Origin of the sequence: Pseudomonas sp. LABIM340, from assembly GCF_040017195.2 — a bacterium.
In the GTDB taxonomy this organism is placed as follows: Bacteria; Pseudomonadota; Gammaproteobacteria; order Pseudomonadales; family Pseudomonadaceae; genus Pseudomonas.
On record NZ_CM200227.1, the window covers coordinates 6359694 to 6377602 of the forward strand.

16 protein-coding genes are annotated in these 17909 nt (G+C 65.6%); 5 read left to right on the plus strand and 11 right to left on the minus strand.

Going from position 1 to position 17909, the window contains the following annotated elements:
* Positions 1-73 precede the first annotated feature (73 nt).
* The 3 genes from ABKS89_RS29285 to ABKS89_RS29295 all read right to left on the minus strand — a co-directional run bounded on the left by ABKS89_RS29285 (position 74) and on the right by ABKS89_RS29295 (position 3296).
* The gene (locus ABKS89_RS29285; protein WP_348588530.1) at positions 74-550 is read right to left on the minus strand and encodes a BRO-N domain-containing protein; all 477 of its coding nucleotides are present in this window, start codon (positions 548-550) and stop codon (positions 74-76) included.
* A 600-nt stretch (positions 551-1150) separates the two neighbouring features.
* Entirely contained in the window at positions 1151-2203 is a 1053-nt protein-coding gene (pchP, locus tag ABKS89_RS29290) for a phosphorylcholine phosphatase PcpP (protein WP_518300976.1), read from the minus strand.
* Between the two features lie 184 nt (positions 2204-2387).
* Positions 2388-3296 carry an AraC family transcriptional regulator gene (locus ABKS89_RS29295; protein ID WP_348588531.1) on the minus strand — a complete coding sequence of 303 codons (909 nt, stop codon included), beginning with the start codon at positions 3294-3296 and terminating at the stop codon, positions 2388-2390.
* A 229-nt stretch (positions 3297-3525) separates the two neighbouring features.
* Here ABKS89_RS29295 and rclC point away from each other — a divergent pair, with 229 nt between their 5' ends.
* Together rclC and ABKS89_RS29305 are read left to right on the plus strand one after the other, a co-directional pair.
* The gene (gene rclC / locus ABKS89_RS29300) at positions 3526-4098 is read left to right on the plus strand and encodes a reactive chlorine resistance membrane protein RclC (protein WP_348588532.1); all 573 of its coding nucleotides are present in this window, start codon (positions 3526-3528) and stop codon (positions 4096-4098) included.
* A 26-nt stretch (positions 4099-4124) separates the two neighbouring features.
* A complete protein-coding gene (locus ABKS89_RS29305) occupies positions 4125-4343 on the plus strand; it encodes a DUF2790 domain-containing protein (RefSeq protein ID WP_348588534.1) in 219 nt (72 codons plus the stop codon).
* A gap of 6 nt (positions 4344-4349) precedes the next feature.
* On the opposite strand, the gene ABKS89_RS29310 is transcribed toward ABKS89_RS29305, so the two are convergent.
* Positions 4350-5270, minus strand: coding sequence for a LysR substrate-binding domain-containing protein (locus ABKS89_RS29310; protein WP_348588535.1), 921 nt, complete (start codon positions 5268-5270; stop codon positions 4350-4352).
* 139 nt (positions 5271-5409) lie between these two features.
* On the opposite strand from ABKS89_RS29310, the gene ABKS89_RS29315 reads away from it, so the two are divergent.
* Positions 5410-6804: a NorM family multidrug efflux MATE transporter gene (locus ABKS89_RS29315; RefSeq protein WP_348588536.1), complete on the plus strand. Its 1395-nt coding sequence runs from the start codon at positions 5410-5412 to the stop codon at positions 6802-6804.
* Here ABKS89_RS29315 and ABKS89_RS29320 read toward each other — a convergent pair.
* Positions 6801-8477: a putative bifunctional diguanylate cyclase/phosphodiesterase gene (locus ABKS89_RS29320; protein ID WP_138217084.1), complete on the minus strand. Its 1677-nt coding sequence runs from the start codon at positions 8475-8477 to the stop codon at positions 6801-6803. The two genes, ABKS89_RS29315 and ABKS89_RS29320, sit on opposite strands and share 4 nt — an antisense overlap.
* A gap of 294 nt (positions 8478-8771) precedes the next feature.
* Here ABKS89_RS29320 and rep point away from each other — a divergent pair, with 294 nt between their 5' ends.
* Complete coding sequence (gene rep / locus ABKS89_RS29325; protein WP_138217085.1) at positions 8772-10781, plus strand: DNA helicase Rep; 2010 nt, start codon at positions 8772-8774, stop codon at positions 10779-10781.
* 304 nt (positions 10782-11085) lie between these two features.
* A complete protein-coding gene (locus tag ABKS89_RS29330) occupies positions 11086-11661 on the plus strand; it encodes a xanthine phosphoribosyltransferase (protein WP_081515169.1) in 576 nt (191 codons plus the stop codon).
* Positions 11662-11723: 62 nt separating this feature from the next.
* Here ABKS89_RS29330 and ABKS89_RS29335 read toward each other — a convergent pair whose 3' ends face one another.
* The 6 genes from ABKS89_RS29335 to dadA form a co-directional block, all read right to left on the minus strand.
* Positions 11724-13556 carry an acetyl-CoA hydrolase/transferase C-terminal domain-containing protein gene (locus ABKS89_RS29335; RefSeq protein WP_348588592.1) on the minus strand — a complete coding sequence of 611 codons (1833 nt, stop codon included), beginning with the start codon at positions 13554-13556 and terminating at the stop codon, positions 11724-11726.
* Positions 13557-13754: 198 nt separating this feature from the next.
* Positions 13755-14183, minus strand: coding sequence for a c-type cytochrome (locus ABKS89_RS29340; RefSeq protein ID WP_045217660.1), 429 nt, complete (start codon positions 14181-14183; stop codon positions 13755-13757).
* 172 nt (positions 14184-14355) lie between these two features.
* Positions 14356-14904: a type II toxin-antitoxin system RelB family anti-toxin gene (gene relB, locus ABKS89_RS29345; protein WP_138217086.1), complete on the minus strand. Its 549-nt coding sequence runs from the start codon at positions 14902-14904 to the stop codon at positions 14356-14358.
* Positions 14905-15068: 164 nt separating this feature from the next.
* Positions 15069-16148: an alanine racemase gene (gene alr, locus ABKS89_RS29350; protein ID WP_348588537.1), complete on the minus strand. Its 1080-nt coding sequence runs from the start codon at positions 16146-16148 to the stop codon at positions 15069-15071.
* Between the two features lie 82 nt (positions 16149-16230).
* Entirely contained in the window at positions 16231-16584 is a 354-nt protein-coding gene (locus ABKS89_RS29355) for a RidA family protein (protein ID WP_081515166.1), read from the minus strand.
* Positions 16559-17854: a D-amino acid dehydrogenase gene (dadA, locus tag ABKS89_RS29360; protein WP_192293566.1), complete on the minus strand. Its 1296-nt coding sequence runs from the start codon at positions 17852-17854 to the stop codon at positions 16559-16561. Before dadA ends, ABKS89_RS29355 begins: the two co-directional genes overlap by 26 nt.
* Between the last annotated feature and the right edge of the window lie 55 nt (positions 17855-17909).

Consider the following 17909-nt stretch of genomic DNA (forward strand, 5'->3'; position numbering starts at 1 on the left):
GCGATACCCATCCAACGCATGCGCACCGGGCAGCATGGGTATCGCTGCGCTCCACGCATCCTACAAAAACAGGTCAGGTGCGCAGGTGGTTTTCCATCAGGCCCACGGCATCGCGCCAGCGCAGCCAGAGGTTGCCTTGCCAATCCATCACCGGCAGCGACTCGCCCAGCAGGTGCTGCATGCGCCGACGTGGCAGGCGGGAGTCGTGGTTGAACTGGTCACGCAAGGCGGGCACAACCTCGTTGGTCAGCCATTGGCGCAGGCTGCGGTTTTCCGGGTGGTGGCAGTAGATCAGCAGCAGGGCGTAGAGGCCGCTCTCGCTGACCAGCAGTTCCGGCTCGGCACTGCCGGCAAGGCGCTCACGGCGGGACTGGTCGTGGTCCAGCCGGCCGATGAGATGGGCTTCGACGGGGCGGTTGATCAGCTTGCTCAGGTCGCGGACCACGAACCACGCCTGCTGCTCGATCAGCAGGGCGCGCAGTTGCCGGTTGTAGCGGACGAACAGGGTTGGGATCAGGCCGTCATCGGCCGGGGAAATCGAAAGGTTCATGCTGGAGCTCCTTGCTCAATCAAGAAGCCGCCGCCCGAACTGCCAAAAGAGGGAGGCGGACCGTGCAAGGGTGGAAACCAGCGCAATGTTGTCACAAAGCCGGCCGGACAGAAGTCCGCCTCACACGGCCCGCCATGGACAGCAAAGCGAACCCGGCACCGAACGGGTGCCGGATTGCTCCTGTATATAGCGACAACAACACTGCACGGGTTTCCACGCCCGGCCACGATGACACTGTGGCAGGGCGGAACGCTAAGCAGTGGACTCGTAGGACCGCAACGCCGGAAAAGTGTAGGGACCTTCCCCAGCATCCCGCAGAGGATTTACCGGATTGGCGCGTTGGCCTTCAGGAACTGCGAGGCCATCGGGCATTTCCGCGCGAAAGCCCCTGCTCCGGACTTCCCCTGTAGGAGCGAGCCATGCTCGCGATCGCGGGCATGGCCCGCTCCTACAAAGGGGGCACCGGCGTTAGACAGCTCGCGGAAAACCGTAGGGCGTATAACCCGGAACGGGTTATACGCCGATAGCACCACGGCGGATAACGCTGGCGCGTTATACGCCCTACCGGAACGCCCACGCTCCTACGCAAGCGCTAGGCGCTTACTGGATCTCTTCCGGGGTGACGATCACCCAGTTCTTGTCGGCGGTGACCGGCTGGCCGAGCTTGGCCTGGGCTTCGGCATTCTTCTTGATCATGCCATTGAGCTGGTCCATGTACTTGGCTTTGCGGTTGATCCACAGGTGCACGCCATTCTCGGCGGTGCCGTTGAACAGCATGTAGCCATCGCTGCTGGGAGTGTCGCCGCCGACCAGGATGGGCTTCTTCCACTGGTCGATGTAGGTGAGGATCGCCGCCTGCTTGCCGGCCATCCAGGTCGCCGGAGTCCACAGGTAGGGGGTGATCTCCAGGTTCAGGTTGGCCTTGGGATCGTACTTGCCTTCGGCAATCTGCTTGCGCGCGGTAGTCAGGGCACCGCTCTGGCGGTCCTTGAGCAGCGTGGTGACGCCGATGACATTCTCGGGCTTCACGTTGTAGCCGTACTTGGGATCGCTGGCGACCATGCGCACCAGTTCCTCGTGGGCGGCGGTCATCACGTAGACCTCGATGCCGTTCTCCATCAGCTTGTTGTACAGCTCGGTCTGGCCGGTGAAGACCTTGGGCGGGTTGATCTCGATGGTCTTGACCACGTCGCCTTCGTAGTAGGTGCTAGGCACCGGCTTGCCGTAGGCCATCAGCTCGTCGACGTAGCCCTTGAGCTCCTTGAGGGTGAAGCCGGAGAACACCTGGGCGACCCAGGGGTAGCAGACCAGGTCGTCGACTTCGCAAAGGCGGTAGTAGTAGCTGTTGAGGCTTTCCTTGTGGCCGTTGACGTCCTTGAAGGGGATCAGCTTGAGCGAGGGGTCGAGCTTCTCGCGGGTCAGCACGCCTTTCATTTCGAGGAAGGGCAGCAGCGATTCCTCGAGGTCGTAGCGGTAGCTGGTGTTGTCCATGTCGAAGACCGCGAAGGCGCCCTTGTTGGCGTTGGCGGCGATCAGGGCGTCGAGCTGCTTGGCGGCCGGCGCGGGCCAGTGTTTCAGTTCGGTGGCGGCGAAAGAGGTGCTGGCGAGGCCGGCCAGGATCAGGCCGGCGAGCAAGGTGCGCATGGGCTTCATGGAATTCCCCCGAGTGGTCTTGTGGGTATGGGGAAGGCCCATGGCGGGCCTTCACTGGACTAGTCCAGCAATGACCCTAGCAAAGCGCTGTTTCAGCTCTGCGACGGCAGCGACGTAAAGCGTCGCGAAGGCGGCAGGACATATCCATACGCGCCACGCGGCTTTGCTGGCGACGACGGCTGGTCTAGTTCACCGCGCGACGCAGGCGACCGGGGGCGTCGCCGTAGGTTTCCTTGAACTTCTTGGTGAAGGACGCCTGGGACTGGTAGCCGACCTGGGCGGCGATGTCGGTGAGGCTCAGCTGCGAGCCGCTCAGCAGGCGGTAGGCCAGTTCCATGCGCACTTTCGTCAGCAGCGCCCAGGGCGACAGCCCGGCCACCTGGGTGAACAGGCGCATGAAGGTGGCGCGGGACATGCTGGCGCGCTCAGCCAGCGCCTCGATGGTCCACTCGTGGGCGGGGTCGTCGAGCATCGCCTGCCAGGCGCGGCTCAGGCGCTTGTCGGCCAGCAGCGCCAGGGTGCCGCTGCTGGGGACGTACTCCTGCAGGTAGACGCGCAGGATCAGGGTGAAGAGAGCCGAGGACAGCGCGTCGACCAGGAAGCGCGCGCCCGCCTGGTTGCCGTCCGCCTCGCCGCGCAGCAGGCCGACCAGCGCGGCCAGTTGCTCACTCAGGCCCAGCTCCTGGCTGGAGATATTGAGGAACGCCGGCAGCGCGCCGATCAGCAGCGAGTCGCGCTGGTAGTGGAAGCTGCCGCAGAGGATATCCAGCGCCTCGCCTTCGCTGCCGATGCGATGCACCGGCAACAGGCCGTCCTGGCTGACCCGGGCGGGCACCGGGCTGACCTTCGGCCCCTGGCTGCGCAACAGGTGCGCGCCGCCGCGGGGGAAGACCAGGATGTCGCCGGCTTTCAGTTGAAGGACTTGTCCGTCAGGCATTTCCGCCTGGCAACGCCCCGACAGCAGGATGTGGTACTGCGCCACGCCGCCCGGCGCCTGTTCATGGTCCAGCGCCCAGTCGCCCTGGAGTTGGCAGCGCAGGTCGAGGCTGCCACGCAGGCCGGCGAGCTGGATCAGGCGATCGATGGAGTTCATGGCGTTCCACGCGCAGGAAAGGGCCTACAGATTACGCGCGGGATCGGCCAAGTAAACGCGGCTACCCCCTTCTTTCCCGCTTCCGTACTCCCTTGGTGCGGAGCCATGGGCCGGCGAAAACGCATCTGAGATCCACCGACAAAAACCCGAGCACAACGCGCAAGAAGCGCAGCGGCGCGATTCCGACAATGGGTACTCCTGATTTCAACCGACTCGCAAGGAGTTCCCCATGACCTCTCCCATCACCCAGGGCCTGCAGGCGCTGACCCGCCTCGACCACGTCGGCGCCAACCTGATGCGCGTCGCCATCGCCGTGGTGTTCATCTGGATCGGCGCGCTGAAATTCGTGCCCTACGAAGCCGACAGCATCACGCCCTTCGTCGCCAACAGCCCGTTCATGTCGTTCTTCTACGAGCACCCCGAGGATTACCGCGCGCACCTCACCCACGAGGGCGAGCTGGATGTGGACAAGCGCGCCTGGCAGACAGAAAACAACACCTACGGCTTTTCCAAGGGCCTGGGCGTGGTGGAGCTGAGCATCGCCCTGCTGGTGCTGCTCAACCCGCTGTCGCGGCGCCTGGGCCTGCTGGGCGGATTCCTGTCGTTCGGCACGCCGCTGGTGACGCTGACCTTCCTGATCACCACGCCCGAGGCCTGGGTGCCGGCGCTGGGCGACGCGCAGCACGGCTTCCCCTACCTGTCCGGCGCGGGCCGGCTGGTGCTCAAGGACACCCTGATGCTCGCCGGCGGCCTGCTGGTGATGGCCGACTCCGCCCGCTCGCTGCTGCGCGAACGCGCCTGATTCAACTCTTCTGAAGGAAGCACACCATGAAAGCGCTGATTGCCCTGATCCTCACCACCCTGTTCGTCGCCGCCTGCGGCACTGTGCCGGCCCACGACAGGCCCGACGTGCACCGGGTCATCTCCATCACCGATACCCAGCAGGCCTGCGGCATCGTGCCGGTGGCCATGGTCTACGAAGACGCCCAGGCCCAGCAGCACGAGCTGCACTACCAGGTGTGGGCCAACGGCTGCAGCGGCGACTGACGGCGCTTATTCGAAATAGTCCACCGGCGGCAGTTGCATGGCCTGCATCTCCGCCAGCAGGAAGTCACGCAACCGGCGCAGCCGCTCCTGATGCCGGCGCGCGCGCGGCCAGACCAGGTAGTAACTCTCGCCGCTGGCCACCGCGCTGGGCCAGGGCAGCGCCAGCCGGCCCTGGCTGGCATCCTCGGCGACCATCACCAGGTCGCCGATGGAAACCCCATAGCCGCGGGTCGCGGCGACGATACCCAGCTCCAGCGTGTCGAACACCTGCCCGCCCTTGAGCGACACCTTCTCCCCCAGACCCATGCGTTGCAGCCAGCGCCGCCAGTCACGGCGGTCGGGCGTAGGGTGCAGTAGCTCGGCCGCGGCCAGTCGCCCGGCGTCCCAGGGGCCGTCCGCCAGCAGCGCGGGCGCGCCGACGGGAATCAGCCATTCGGGGAACAGCAGGGTGGCTTCCCAGTCCGGCGGGAAGTGCCCGGAACTCAGCAGCACCGCGCAGTCGAAGGGCTCATGGACGAAATCCACGCGGTCCACGTCCATCCAGGCGCTGGTCAACTGCACCTCGATATCGCTGTGCTGCATGCGGAACCGGCTCAGCCGAGCCAGCAGCCAGCGCATGGTCAGGGTCGAGGGTGCCTTCAGGCGCAGCACGCCCTCTTCGGCGCGCAGGCTGGCACAGGCGCGCTCCAGTGCATCGAAGCCATCGCGCAGTCCGGGCAGCAGCATCCGCGCCGTTTCGGTCAGCTCCAGCTGGCGGCCGCGCCGCTGGAACAGGCGGCAGGCAAAGTGTTCTTCCAGGGTCTTGATATGCCGGCTCACCGCGCTCTGGGTGATCGCCAGTTCCTCAGCGGCGCGGGTGAAGGACGCATGCCGGGCGGCCGCCTCGAAGGCGCGCAGGGCGTAAAGGGGCGGCAACTGGCGGTTCATGGTGGGCTCCAAAAGGTGGCATGCATGAGTATGACTCATGAATGGCATCGCATTTTTCCTTTTGTGCCCGCATCCACGGCGGCCGGAGAATGGGCGACTCCCTATCGATGCGGCAGCTGCCGCTTGCTGAGCCTGACTCATGAAACGCCCGTACCGTGACGAACTTGCCGCCATCCTTCGCCTCGCCGGCCCGCTGATCGCCGCGCAGCTGGCCTACGTGGCCATGGTGTTCACCGACACCGTGATGATGGGCAAGCTCGGCCGCGAGGCGCTGGCCGCCGGTGGGCTGGGCGCGTCGACCTATGCGCTGGTGTCGACCTTCTGCGTCGGCGTGGTGGCAGCCACCGGCAACCTGGTGGCGATCCGGCATGGCGCGAAGGACGCGCGCGGCGTGGTGCAGGCGACCCAGGCCGGCCTGTGGATCGGTGGCGCGCTGGCGCTGCTGGCGGGCCTGCTGCTGTGGAACCTCGGGCCGATCCTGATCGCCTTCGGCCAGGCGCCGGAGACGGTCTCCGGCACGATGAGCTTTCTGCACAGCATCATCTTCGCCCTGCCCGGCTACATGGCCTTCATGGTGCTGCGGGGCTTCACCAGCGCCATTGAGCGACCAGGCCCGGTCATGGCCATCAGCCTGATCGGCGCGCTGGCCAACTTCGCCCTCAACTACGCCTTCATCGAGGGCCTGTTCGGCCTGCCGCGCCTGGGACTGGCGGGGATCGGCATGGTCACCGCGTTGGTGATGAACACGCTGCCGGTGATCTTCGCCCTGTACCTGCGCTGGCACCGGGCGTATGCGCCCTATCCGCTGCTGGCCGGGCTGTCGAAGCCGGACTTCAGGGTGATCGGCGAATCCCTGCGCCTGGGTATTTCCATCGGCGGCACCTACGCGGTGGAGTCGGGCATGTTCACCGTGGCCACCCTGTGCATGGGCGTGATCGGCAGCACCGCGCTGGCGGCGCACCAGATCGCCATCCAGTCGGTGTACGTGGCCTTCATGGTGCCCATGGGGATTTCCTACGCGGTGACCTTCCGCATCGGCCAGCACTACGGCGCCGGCCGGCTGGTAGAGGCGCGCCGCGCCGGGCGGCTGGGCATCGGCTTCGGCGCCAGCTGCATGTTCGCCTTCGCCGGGCTGTTCTGGCTCGCGCCGGAGCTGGTCATCGGCCTGTTCATCGACCACCACGACCCGGCCAACCGCGAGGTGGTGCAGTTGGCCGTCAGCCTGCTGGCCATCGCCGCGTGGTTCGAGCTGTTCGACGGCACCCAGTGCATCGCCATGGGCGCGATCCGTGGCCTGAAGGATGCGCGCACCACCTTCCTCGTCGGTCTGGCGGGATACTGGCTGGTGGGCGTGCCGATGGCGCTGCTGCTGGCCTTCCCGCTGGGCTGGGGGCCGAGTGGCGTGTGGTGGGGCTTGGCCTCCGGGCTGGCCTGCGCGGCCATCGGGCTGACGCTGGCGTTCGAGGCGAAGACCTCACGTCTGCTGCGCCCGCGCACTGCCGGCGCGGGCCTGGCTGTGCTGGCTGAGCGCTAGCTGACCGAATCCTGCAGGCGCAGCGCGCGGTTGGCGCCGAACACCAGGAACCGCGCCAGCTCCGCGAGCGGCAACGGGCGGCTGATCCAGTAGCCCTGCACCTGGTCGCAACCGAACTGGCGCAGCTCGTCCTGCTGGGCGATGGTCTCGACGCCCTCGGCGACCACTTCCAGGTTCAGGTTGTGCGCCAGGTTGATCATGGCCTTCACCAGTTGCAGGTTCTCCGGGCGCTCATGCATGTCGCCGACGAAGCTCTTGTCGATCTTCAGCAGGGTGATGGGCAGGCTGCTCAGGTGCACGAAGGACGAGAAGCCGGTGCCGAAATCGTCCAGCGAGAAGCGCACGCCCAGGCGGCCAAGGGCCTGCATGGTCTGCTGGACCTGGTCGCTGCGGCGCATCACGGCGGTTTCGGTGAGTTCGAATTCCAGCCACTGGGCGTCGACGCCACGCTCGCGGATCAGGCGCTCCAGGGTCGGCAGCAGCTGGCTGTCCTGGAACTGGCGGAACGACAGGTTCACCGCCATGTGCAGCGGCGGCAGGCCACGCCCGCGCAGCCATTGCATGTCGCGCAGGGCGCGGGAGATGACCCAGTAGCCCAGCGGCACGATCAGCCCGCTTTCCTCGGCCAGCGGCACGAAGTCGCCCGGCGTCAGCAGGCCGCGCTCGGGATGGCGCCAGCGCACGAGAGCTTCGAGGCCGACGATCTGCCCGCTGTGCAGGTCCAGGCGCGGCTGGTAGTGCAGTTCCAGTTCGTCGCGGCGCAGCGCGCGGCGCAGTTCGCTTTCCAGATCGGCGAGGCTGCGGGCGCCACGGTTGATGCGTTCGTCGAAGACGTGGAAGGTGCAACCCTGGCGCGACTTGGCCTGCTGCATGGCGATGTGCGCGTGCCACAGCAGCGGGTCGGCGGCTTCGCCGGCGCGGGCGTGGGCCACACCCAGGCTGCAGCCCAGCAACAGGCTTTCGCCTTCGACCCAGTAGGGTTCGCCCAGGGATTCGACGATCAGCTCGGCGATCTTCTCCACCCGCGCCGGGTCGCGGCGGGTGTCCAGCAGCAGGGCGAACTCGTCACTGCCCAGGCGGGCAATGTCGTCGCCGTTGTCCAGGTGTGCCTTCAGACGCGCCACCACCTGCAGGATCAGGCGGTCGCCGGCCTGGTGGCCGAGGGCGTCGTTGACGTGGCGGAAGTTGTCCAGGTCCAGGTGACCCAGTGCCAGGCCGCGCCCTTCGCTCTCGCTGAGGCGGGCGGCGAGCAGGGTCTGGAAGCCCTGGCGGTTGGCGATACCGGTCAGCGGGTCCTGTTCGGCCAGGCTCTGCAGGGTGTTCTGCAGCGAGGTGCGTTCACGCACGTAACGCAGGGTGCGGCGCAGGACTTCGACGCTGAGGGATTCCGCCACCAGGTAGTCGGCGACGCCGACTGGCTCTTCCGCGGGCTCGCGCTCCAGCAGCAGGACCAGCGGCAGGTGGCATTGGTGGGCGGACGGCAATTTGCCGGGCGTGGCGAGCACCAGGCCGACCTGGTCTTCGTCGAACAGGCTGCTGGCTGCCTGCCAGGACGGGGCCGTGATCAGCGAATAGCCCTGCCCCAACGCGGCCAGATGCCCGCGCAGTAGCTGGGCCCACTGCGGCGCTTCCGCCAGCAGGAGCAGGCGCGTTGGTTCGACCGACGCTGCCAAGCGACCCCCATGTATCTCTAAAAAGGGGAGAAACTCCAGGCACCATCCCTGCGCCCACTTCTCCCGGTTTTGAAGCGACGCCATCCGGACATCCCACGGATGTAGACGAAACTTCAGAGAAACTCTTAAGAGTTTTCTTCAAGTAATGCTGTCACAAGCCTAATACATGTACAGATTTATCCAAAACACATAAGTACGATCGTGTCACAGATCGCCGCTATTCCGAGCGGCACCCCGACGCCCGGCACGGCCTGCTAGAATACGCGCCCGCTCCACTACAGACCCCCGCCTTTCATGTCCCGACTCAATCCCCGGCAGCAAGAGGCCGTGAACTACGTCGGCGGCCCGCTCCTGGTGCTGGCCGGCGCCGGCTCCGGCAAGACCAGCGTGATCACCCGCAAGATCGCCTACCTGGTCCAGCAGTGCGGCATCCGCGCCCAGTACATCGTCGCCGTGACCTTCACCAACAAGGCCGCCCGCGAGATGAAGGAGCGCGTCAGCACCCTGCTGCGCCCCGGCGAGGGCAAGGGCCTGACCGTCTCGACCTTCCACAACCTGGGCCTGAACATCATCCGCAAGGAACACGCGGCCCTGGGCTACAAGCCCGGCTTCTCGATCTTCGACGAGAGCGATGTGAAGGCGCTGATGACCGACATCATGCAGAAGGAATATTCCGGCGATGACGGTCTGGACGAGATCAAGGGCCTGATCGGCAGCTGGAAGAACGACCTGATCCTTCCGGAAGAGGCGCTGGAAAAGGCGCGCAACCCCAAGGAACAGACCGCCGCGATGGTCTACCTGCACTACCAGCGCACGCTCAAGGCGTACAACGCGGTGGACTTCGACGATCTCATCCTGCAGCCGGTGAAGCTGTTCCAGGAGCACCCGGAGATCCTCGACAAGTGGCGCAACCGCGTGCGCTACATGCTGGTGGACGAATACCAGGACACCAACGCCAGCCAGTACCTGCTGGTGAAGATGCTGGTGCAGCAGCGCGCGCACTTCACCGTGGTGGGCGACGACGATCAGTCGATCTACGCCTGGCGCGGCGCGCGCCCGGAAAACCTGATGCAGCTGAAGGAAGACTTCCCCTCGCTGAAGGTGGTGATGCTGGAGCAGAACTACCGCTCCACCAGCCGCATCCTCAAATGCGCCAACATCCTCATCGCCAACAACCCCCACGTGTTCGAGAAGCAGCTGTGGAGCGAGATGGGCGAAGGCGACCCGATCCGGGTGATCCGTTGCCGCAACGAGGAGTCCGAGGCCGAGCGGGTGGCGATGGAAATCCTCACCATCCACCTGAAGACGCAGCGGCCCTACAGCGAATTCGCCATCCTCTACCGGGGCAACTATCAGGCGAAGCTGATCGAGCTGAAACTTCAGCACCACCAGATTCCCTATCACCTGTCAGGCGGCACCAGCTTCTTCGGACGCCAGGAAGTGAAGGACCTGATGTCCTATTTCCGTCTGCTGGTGAACCCGGACGATGACAACGCCTTCCTCCGGGTGATCAACGTGCCGCGCCGGGAGATCGGCTCCACCACCCTGGAGAAGCTCGGCAACTACGCCACAGAGCGCGGCTGCTCGATGTTCAACGCCTCCGGCGAGCTGGGCCTGTCCGAGCACCTGGACGCCCGCTACATCGAGCGCCTGCAGCGCTTCAAGCGCTTCATCGACAAGGTCCGCGAGCAGTGCGCCGGCAGCGACCCGATCGGCGCGCTGCGCAGCATGGTGATGGACATCGACTACGAGAACTGGCTCCGACAGAACGCCTCCAGCGACAAGATCGCCGACTTCCGCATGGGCAACGTCTGGTTCCTCATCGAAGCGCTGAAGAACACTCTGGAGCGCGACGAAGAAGGCGACATGACCATCGAGCAGGCCATCGCCAAGCTGGTACTGCGCGACATGCTCGAACGCCAGCAGGAAGAGGAAGAAGGCGCGGACGGTGTGCAGATGATGACCCTGCACGCCTCCAAGGGCCTGGAATTCCCCTACGTGTTCATTCTCGGCGTGGAAGAGGAAATCCTCCCACACCGCTCCAGCATCGAGGCCGACACCATCGAGGAAGAGCGGCGACTGGCCTACGTGGGCATCACCCGGGCGAAGAAGAACCTGGCGATGACCTTCGCCGCCAAGCGCAAGCAGTACGGCGAGATCATCGACTGCTCGCCCAGCCGCTTCCTCGACGAACTGCCGCCCGAGGACCTGGTCTGGGAAGGCCAGGAAGACGCGCCGCAGGAGGTCAAGGTGGCCAAGGGCAACTCGGCTCTGGCGGATATCCGGGCGATGCTCAAGCGCTGAGCCGCTACACCTGTAGGAGCAAGAGCCCCTAACCCTCTCCCGCAAGCGGGAGAGGGGGCTGTTCGGTGCAGGATGACACCGCGGCTTCAGCCGATTCGGACGGCTCCCTCTCCCTCCGGGATAGGGCTGGGGTGAGGGGAAAACCCCAGCACGGACTCCCCGAGAGGCGGTCCTTCAAGCTCCCGCCCATCGAAAAACTGTCCATTCGATCAGCAATTGCATTGGTCGGAACGTCGCGCAGATGGCCAATGGCGTTGTAGAATTACGCGCTTCATCAGCGACAGCCGCTCCGGAAGCACCCCCCGTGAACACTCTCAAAGACAAAATTCGCAGCGAAGGCATCGTTCTTTCCGAACAGGTCCTCAAGGTAGACGCCTTCCTCAACCACCAGATCGACCCGGCGCTGATGAAGTTGATCGGCCACGAGTTCGCCGAACGCTTCAAGAACCAGGGCATCACCAAGATCGTCACCATCGAGGCCTCGGGCATTGCCCCGGCGGTCATGGCCGGTCTCGAGCTGGGTATCCCGGTGATCTTCGCCCGCAAGTTCCAGTCGCTGACGCTGAAGAACGACCTGCTGATCTCCAAGGTCTTCTCCTTCACCAAGCAGACCGAAAGCACCATCGCCATTTCCGCCAAGCACCTGACCGCCGCCGACCACGTGCTGGTGGTGGACGACTTCCTCGCCAACGGCCATGCCGCCAAGGCGCTGATCGACCTGATCCAGCAGGCGGGCGCCAGCGTCGCCGGTCTGGGCATCGTCATCGAGAAGTCCTTCCAGGAAGGCCGCGCCCTGCTGGAAAGCGAAGGCTACCGCGTGGAATCCCTGGCTCGCGTGAAGTCCCTGGCCAATGGTCAGGTCGAGTTCCTCGAAGACTGATCCACTGCCCCACGAAAAAGGCGGGCGCCGACAGGGCCCGCCTTTTTTCATGCCTGAAGGAATTACCGGGCGCTGGCTTTCAGGCCAGCCAGCACCAGACGCTGGTACAACTCCTCGCGCAAACCCTCCGGCTGCGCCAGCCCCATGCGCTCCAGGTGCGCGGGGAAAGCCTCCGGCTCCGGCGCGTCCAGGGTCGCCTTGCCCAGTTCGAGAATCTCGCTCAGGCGCAGCTTGCTCTTCAGCCAGCCCAATGCCCGCAGCAGGTCACGCTCGTGATCGGTGAAGTCGCAGCCCAGCGGGAATTCCGGCAGCAACTGGCGCAACCCCTGAGTGGCTTCGCGCAGGCGCTCCGGGGTGTTGTTGCGGTAGCGCTCGTCCAGTTCGAAATCCTTCGGCAGCTTGCCGGCTTCCTGGGCCTGGGCGATCAGCTCGTCCTGGAAACGCGAGTCGGCGATGGTCAGCAGCGCGGCGATCACTTCGGCGTCGTTCCTGCCGCGCAGGTCGGCCACGCCGTACTCGGTCACCACCATGTCGCGCAGGTGCCGGGGGATCGTAGTGTGGCCGTAGCTCCAGACGATATTGGAACTCAGCTCGCCCTCGGATTCGCGCCAGCTGCGCAGCATGATGATCGAGCGCCCGCCTTCCAGCTCATGGGCCTGGGCGACGAAGTTGTACTGCCCGCCAACGCCGCTGAGCACGCGACCGTCCTCCAGCTGATCGGCCACACCTGCGCCCAGCAGGGTGACGGTGAACGCGCTGTTGATGAAGCGCGCATCGCGGCGCTGCTCGCGCTTGAGCTCCTCGTCGCGGTAAAGGTTGTTGACGAAGCCGATACCGGTCATGCCGATCCCGGCCAGCTCTTCGCGGGGCATTTCGCGCAGACGCCGGTAGAAAGCCTGCGGGCCGAGGAAGAAGCCGCCATGCAGCCAGACGCCCGGTTCGGTGGGCGATGAGTCAGGCCGCGCTGCGACCCGCCGGCTCAGCACGCCTGCCTCGGCCAGTGCCAGCAAGCCGGGAACGAACATCTCGCTGCAGCCGTACAGGCCCTGTTCGAATGCCGCGAGCCCCCCGTCGCGTTCGATCAGCCCGGCGTGGCGGACGGTGGAGTCAAGGCTGTCGAGCAGCGCGCGGTAGCCTTCGTTGTCGCGCTGGCGGGTGAGCAGCGCCGAGGTGAGGGCGTCGCCCATGGAGCCGATGCCGATCTGCAAAGTGCCGCCGTCGCGCACCAGGGCGCTGGCGTGCAGGCCGATGCAATGGTCCTGCAGGCCCACCGGCAGGTTGGGTGTGGAGAACAGCGTGCTGCTGTCGCCCGGCGCATCCACCAGCAGGTCGAAGAAGTCTTCGTCCACCTCGGCGTCGCCAGGCATGTAGGGCAGTTGGTCGTGGACGACGCCGATGGTGACGATGGTTTCCCCCGCCGCGCGGCGGCGCTGCAGCATTGGCAGCAGGTCGAGGGTGATGTCCGGGTTGCAGGCCAGGCTGAGCTTGCCCGGCCGCGCCGGGTCGCGGGCCACCAGCTGGGCGACGGCGTTGACGCCCTTGGCGTTGATGTCGCGTGCTACGTGGCTGTAGTTGCAGCTGATGTAGTTCTGCTGCGCAGGGGCGCTGTCCAGCAGGCTGCCGGGCTGCAGGTAGAACTCCTCGACGCGGATGTTCTCCGGCAGGCTGCCGCTGCGCAGGTCGTGCAGGTAGTCCAGCTCGGGATAGTCGCCGTAGATGCGCTCGACGAAGGGTTCGAGGAAGCGCCGCTGCAGCTCGCCGCCGGCCTGCGGGCGGCCGAGTGACAGCGCGGTATAGAGCGTCAGCTGTCGGCGCGGGTTCTCGCGGATATGCCGGTACAGCGCATTGGCCAGCTGGTTGGGCTTGCCCAGCCCTAGCGGCAGGCCGAGGCGGATGTGCCCGTCCAGGCGTTGCAGCAGGTGTTCGACGGCAGTTTCGATCGAGCAGGATTGCACCGGGCATCCCTCCTGGTTCGTTTCAACGACAGGAGTTTGGACCGGCTTTACGCAAAAGTTGCTCCCGCGACTCACTCGGTGACAAATCGCGGGCATGAAAAAGCCGCCCTTGGGCGGCTTTTTCGCACAGGTCGGCTGTTACAGGCCGGACATGTGGTGAATCGCAGCTTTCAGCTCGTCATCGGAGCAATCAGCGCAAGTGCCCTTGGGCGGCATAGCGTTGATACCCGAGATGGCCTTGGCCAGCAGGCCGTCGAGGCCGCCCTGCTCTTTCGCACGCTTGCCCCAGTCAGCCTTGTCGCCGACTTTCGGCGCGCCCAGCAGGCCGCTGCCGTGGCAGTTGGTGCAGACCTTGCCGACAATCTCTTCGCCCGAACGCGGAGCACCGCCACCACCGGCAGCTGCTACGGCGCCAACGCCTTCGCATTCCTTGCCCTGGACGCAGACTTTGCCGACAGGTTCGAGACGCTTGGCAATGGCATCATCGTTGGTCGCGGCCTGAACGCTCACTGCCCACAGGGCCAGTACGGCAGCTTGGGCTGCCAGGATTTTTCTAATCAGGTTCACCCTTTCACCCTCATCGTGGCTTATCACGCCCGGTCGCGGTGCAGTCACAGTCTCGGGCCGCGCGAGCGGGCGCAAGTATAACGGCAAAGCCGGGAAGCTCGAAACAATTGCGCCACCTAGCCGGCGTTTGCGGCATTAGGTCGCAGCTGATCTGGCCGGTCCTACCGGCTGTTCAAAAATTTGCCGGTGTGGTCGCGCTGATCAGCCGCGCCGGGGCTTCGAACGGGTTGCGGAAGCGGTGCGGCTTGGTGCTGTCGAAATAGTAGCTGTCGCCGCATTCGAGGACGAAGGTCTCGTCGCCAACGGTCAGTTCCAGACGGCCTTCGACCAGTACGCCGGTCTCTTCGCCTTCGTGGGCGTACATGTCGTCGCCGGTGTCGGAGCCCGGCGGGTAGGTCTCGTCGAGCAGGGTGATGGCGCGACTGGGGTAATCCTTGCCGATCAGCTTCATGATGATCGAGCCACTGGACAGGTCGCTGAGTTCGTCTGCCTTGTAGACCACCGGGGTGTTGCTGCTCTGTTCCAGGTCCAGGGAGAAGAACTCCACGAGGGACATCGGAATACCACCCAGCACTTTCTTCAGCGAGCTGATGGAGGGGCTGACGCTGTTTTTCTCGATCATCGAGATTGTGCTGTTGGTCACACCCGCCCTTTTGGCGAGTTCGCGCTGGGACAAACCTTTGACTTTACGGATGGCTTGCAGACGAGCACCGACGTCCAAGGGTGGGGTCCTCCTTATTCTTGTGATCAGGCAGGCTCTGAAAGGCAGAACCCGCCAACGGCTTGAGCCGAGCGGGTTCCAAGTGCCACGTATCATGGCAACACCGTTCAGTATTTACAACAGATCGCCTGTCGATCCTGCGCAAACTTTACGGGCGGTATCCGTCACTCGCCGGAGTAGACCCGCGGTACGCGCTTGAGGTTGCAGAACAGCTGGTAGGGGATGCTGCCGCACAGGGAAGCCAGCTGGCTGGCAGGGACGTTCGGGCCCCAGAGCTCGACGCGGCTGCCCAGACCGGCCTGCGGCAGATCAGTGAGGTCCACGGTGAGCATGTCCATGGACACGCGACCGATGATGCGGCTGGGCTTGCCATCGATGAACACCGGCGTGCCGTCCGGCGCGTGGCGCGGATAGCCGTCGGCGTAACCCATGGCGACCACGCCGACGCGCACCGGGCGGTCCGCGATGAAGCGCGCGCCATAACCCACCGGCTCGCCGGCCGGCAGTTCACGGATGCTGATGACCTGGGACTCCAGGGTCATCACCGGGCGCAGCTGGTCAGCCAGCGGATGTGCCTGTTCGAAGGGGGTGGCGCCGTAGAGCATGATGCCGGGGCGCACCCAGTCGCTGGGCACCTCGGACCAGCCGAGGATGCCGGGGGAGTTGCGCAGGCTGATCTCGTGACCCTGGCCCGCGGCTTCGCGCACGGCCTGGAAGGCGGCGACCTGCTCCTCGGTGCGCGCGCAGTCCAGCTCGTCGGCACGGGAGAAGTGGCTCATCAGCACGACCTTGGCCACGTGGGGCAGCGCCTTCAGGCGCGCCAGCGCGGCGGCGTAGTCCTGCGGGAAGAAGCCGACGCGGTGCATGCCCGAGTCCATCTTCAGCCAGACGGTCAGCGGCTTGCTCGGGCGCGCTCGCTCGATGGCTTCCAGCTGCCAGGCCGAGTGCACCACGCACCAGAAGTCATGGGCGTCGATCAGTTCCAGTTCGCTGGCTTCGAAAAAGCCTTCGAGCAGCAGGATCGGCGCGCGGATGCCGGCCTCGCGCAGCTCCAGCGCTTCCTCGATGCAGGCCACGGCGAAGCCGTCGGCTTCGCCGGCCAATGCCTTGGCACAAACGACAGCGCCATGCCCGTAGGCATCGGCCTTGACCACTGCCAGCGCTCGGGCGCCGGTAACTTCACGGGCCAGGCGGTAGTTGTGGCGCAGGGCGGCGAGGTCGATCAGGGCACGGGCGGGACGCATGGCGAGGCTCTCTTATGGTGACTGGAACAAAAACGACGGACGAAAAAAAAACCCGGCGTTCCGGCCGGGCCACGCAAAACGATCAGGGCAGTGCGGCGACGATGGAGACCTCGACGAGGATCTCCGGGTAGCACAGCGCCGCCTGGACGGTGGCGCGCGCCGGGGCGCAGCCCTGCGGGACCCACTGGTCCCAGACGCCGTTCATGCCGGCGAAGTCGGCGGCGACGTCTTTCAGGTAGATGGTTGCCGAGAGTACCCGCGACTTGTCGGTGCCGGCTTCTTCGAGCAGGCGCTCGACGCTGGCGAGGACTTCGCGGGTCTGTTGCTCGACTCCGGCGGAGAGGTCGTCTGCCACCTGGCCGGCGAGGTACACCGTGCCGTTGTGGACGACGACCTGACTCATCCGCTGGTTAGTGTGCAGGCGCAGGATGGCCATTGTGGGCCTCCGAGGCAGAGCCGTAGCGGGAGATATCCAGACCTTCGGTACTGATCTGCGGGCGCTTCTTGGCCATCAGGTCGGCGAGGTAGCGACCCGAGCCGCAAGCCATGGTCCAGCCGAGGGTGCCGTGGCCGGTGTTGAGGAACAGGTTGCGGTAGCGGGTGGCACCGACGATCGGGGTGCCGTCCGGGGTGGCCGGGCGCAGGCCGGTCCAGAACTCCGCCTGGCTGACGTCGCCGCCTTCCGGGTAGAGGTCGGTGGTGATCATTTCCAGGGTGGCGCGGCGACGGGGGTTCAGCGACAGGTCGAAGCCGGCGATTTCCGCCATGCCGCCGACGCGGATGCGCTGGTCGAAGCGGGTGATCGCGACCTTGTAGGTCTCGTCGAGGATGGTCGAGGTCGGTGCCATGTCCGGGTTGGTGATCGGCACGGTCAGCGAGTAGCCCTTGAGCGGGTAGACCGGGGCGTCGATGCCCAGCGGCTTGAGCATCTGCGGCGAGTAACTGCCCAGCGCCAGCACGTAGCGGTCGGCGGTGACCAGCTGGCCATCGACCCAGACGCCGTTGATGCGGTCGCCGGCGAAGTCCAGGCGCTGGATGTCCTGGCCGAAGCGGAACTCCACGCCCAGGGCCTTGGCCATCTCGGCGAGCTTGGTGGTGAACATCTGGCAGTCGCCGGTCTGGTCGTTGGGCAGGCGCAGGGCGCCGACCAGCTTGTCGGCCACCTTGGCCAGGGCCGGCTCGACGCGGGCGATGCCGGCGCGGTCGAGCACTTCATAGGGAACGCCGGTGCTTTCCAGGACTGCGATGTCCTTGGCGGCGGAGTCCAGCTGAGCCTGGGTACGGAACAGCTGGGTGGTGCCCAGGGAACGGCCTTCGTAGGTGATGCCGGTCTCGGCACGCAGCTCGTCGAGGCAGTCGCGGCTGTACTCGGACAGGCGGACCATGCGCTCCTTGTTCACCGCGTAGCTCTTGGCGTTGCAGTTGCGCAGCATCTGCCACATCCAGGTGTACTGGCTGGGATCGCCGGTCAGCTTGATGGCCAGGGGAGCGTGGGTCTGCATCAGCCATTTCATGGCCTTGAGCGGGATGCCCGGGGCAGCCCAGGGCGAGGCGTAGCCAGGGGAAACCTGGCCGGCGTTGGCGAAGCTGGTTTCAAGGGCCGGGCCGGGCTGGCGGTCGACGACGACCACTTCGAAGCCGGCACGGGCGAGATAGTAAGCACTGGCGGTACCGATCACACCGCTGCCAAGCACCAGAACGCGCATCTTTGCCTCCTACGTCGCGCCAGGGGCGCGGACGTTTCTTATTCTGAACGTAGAT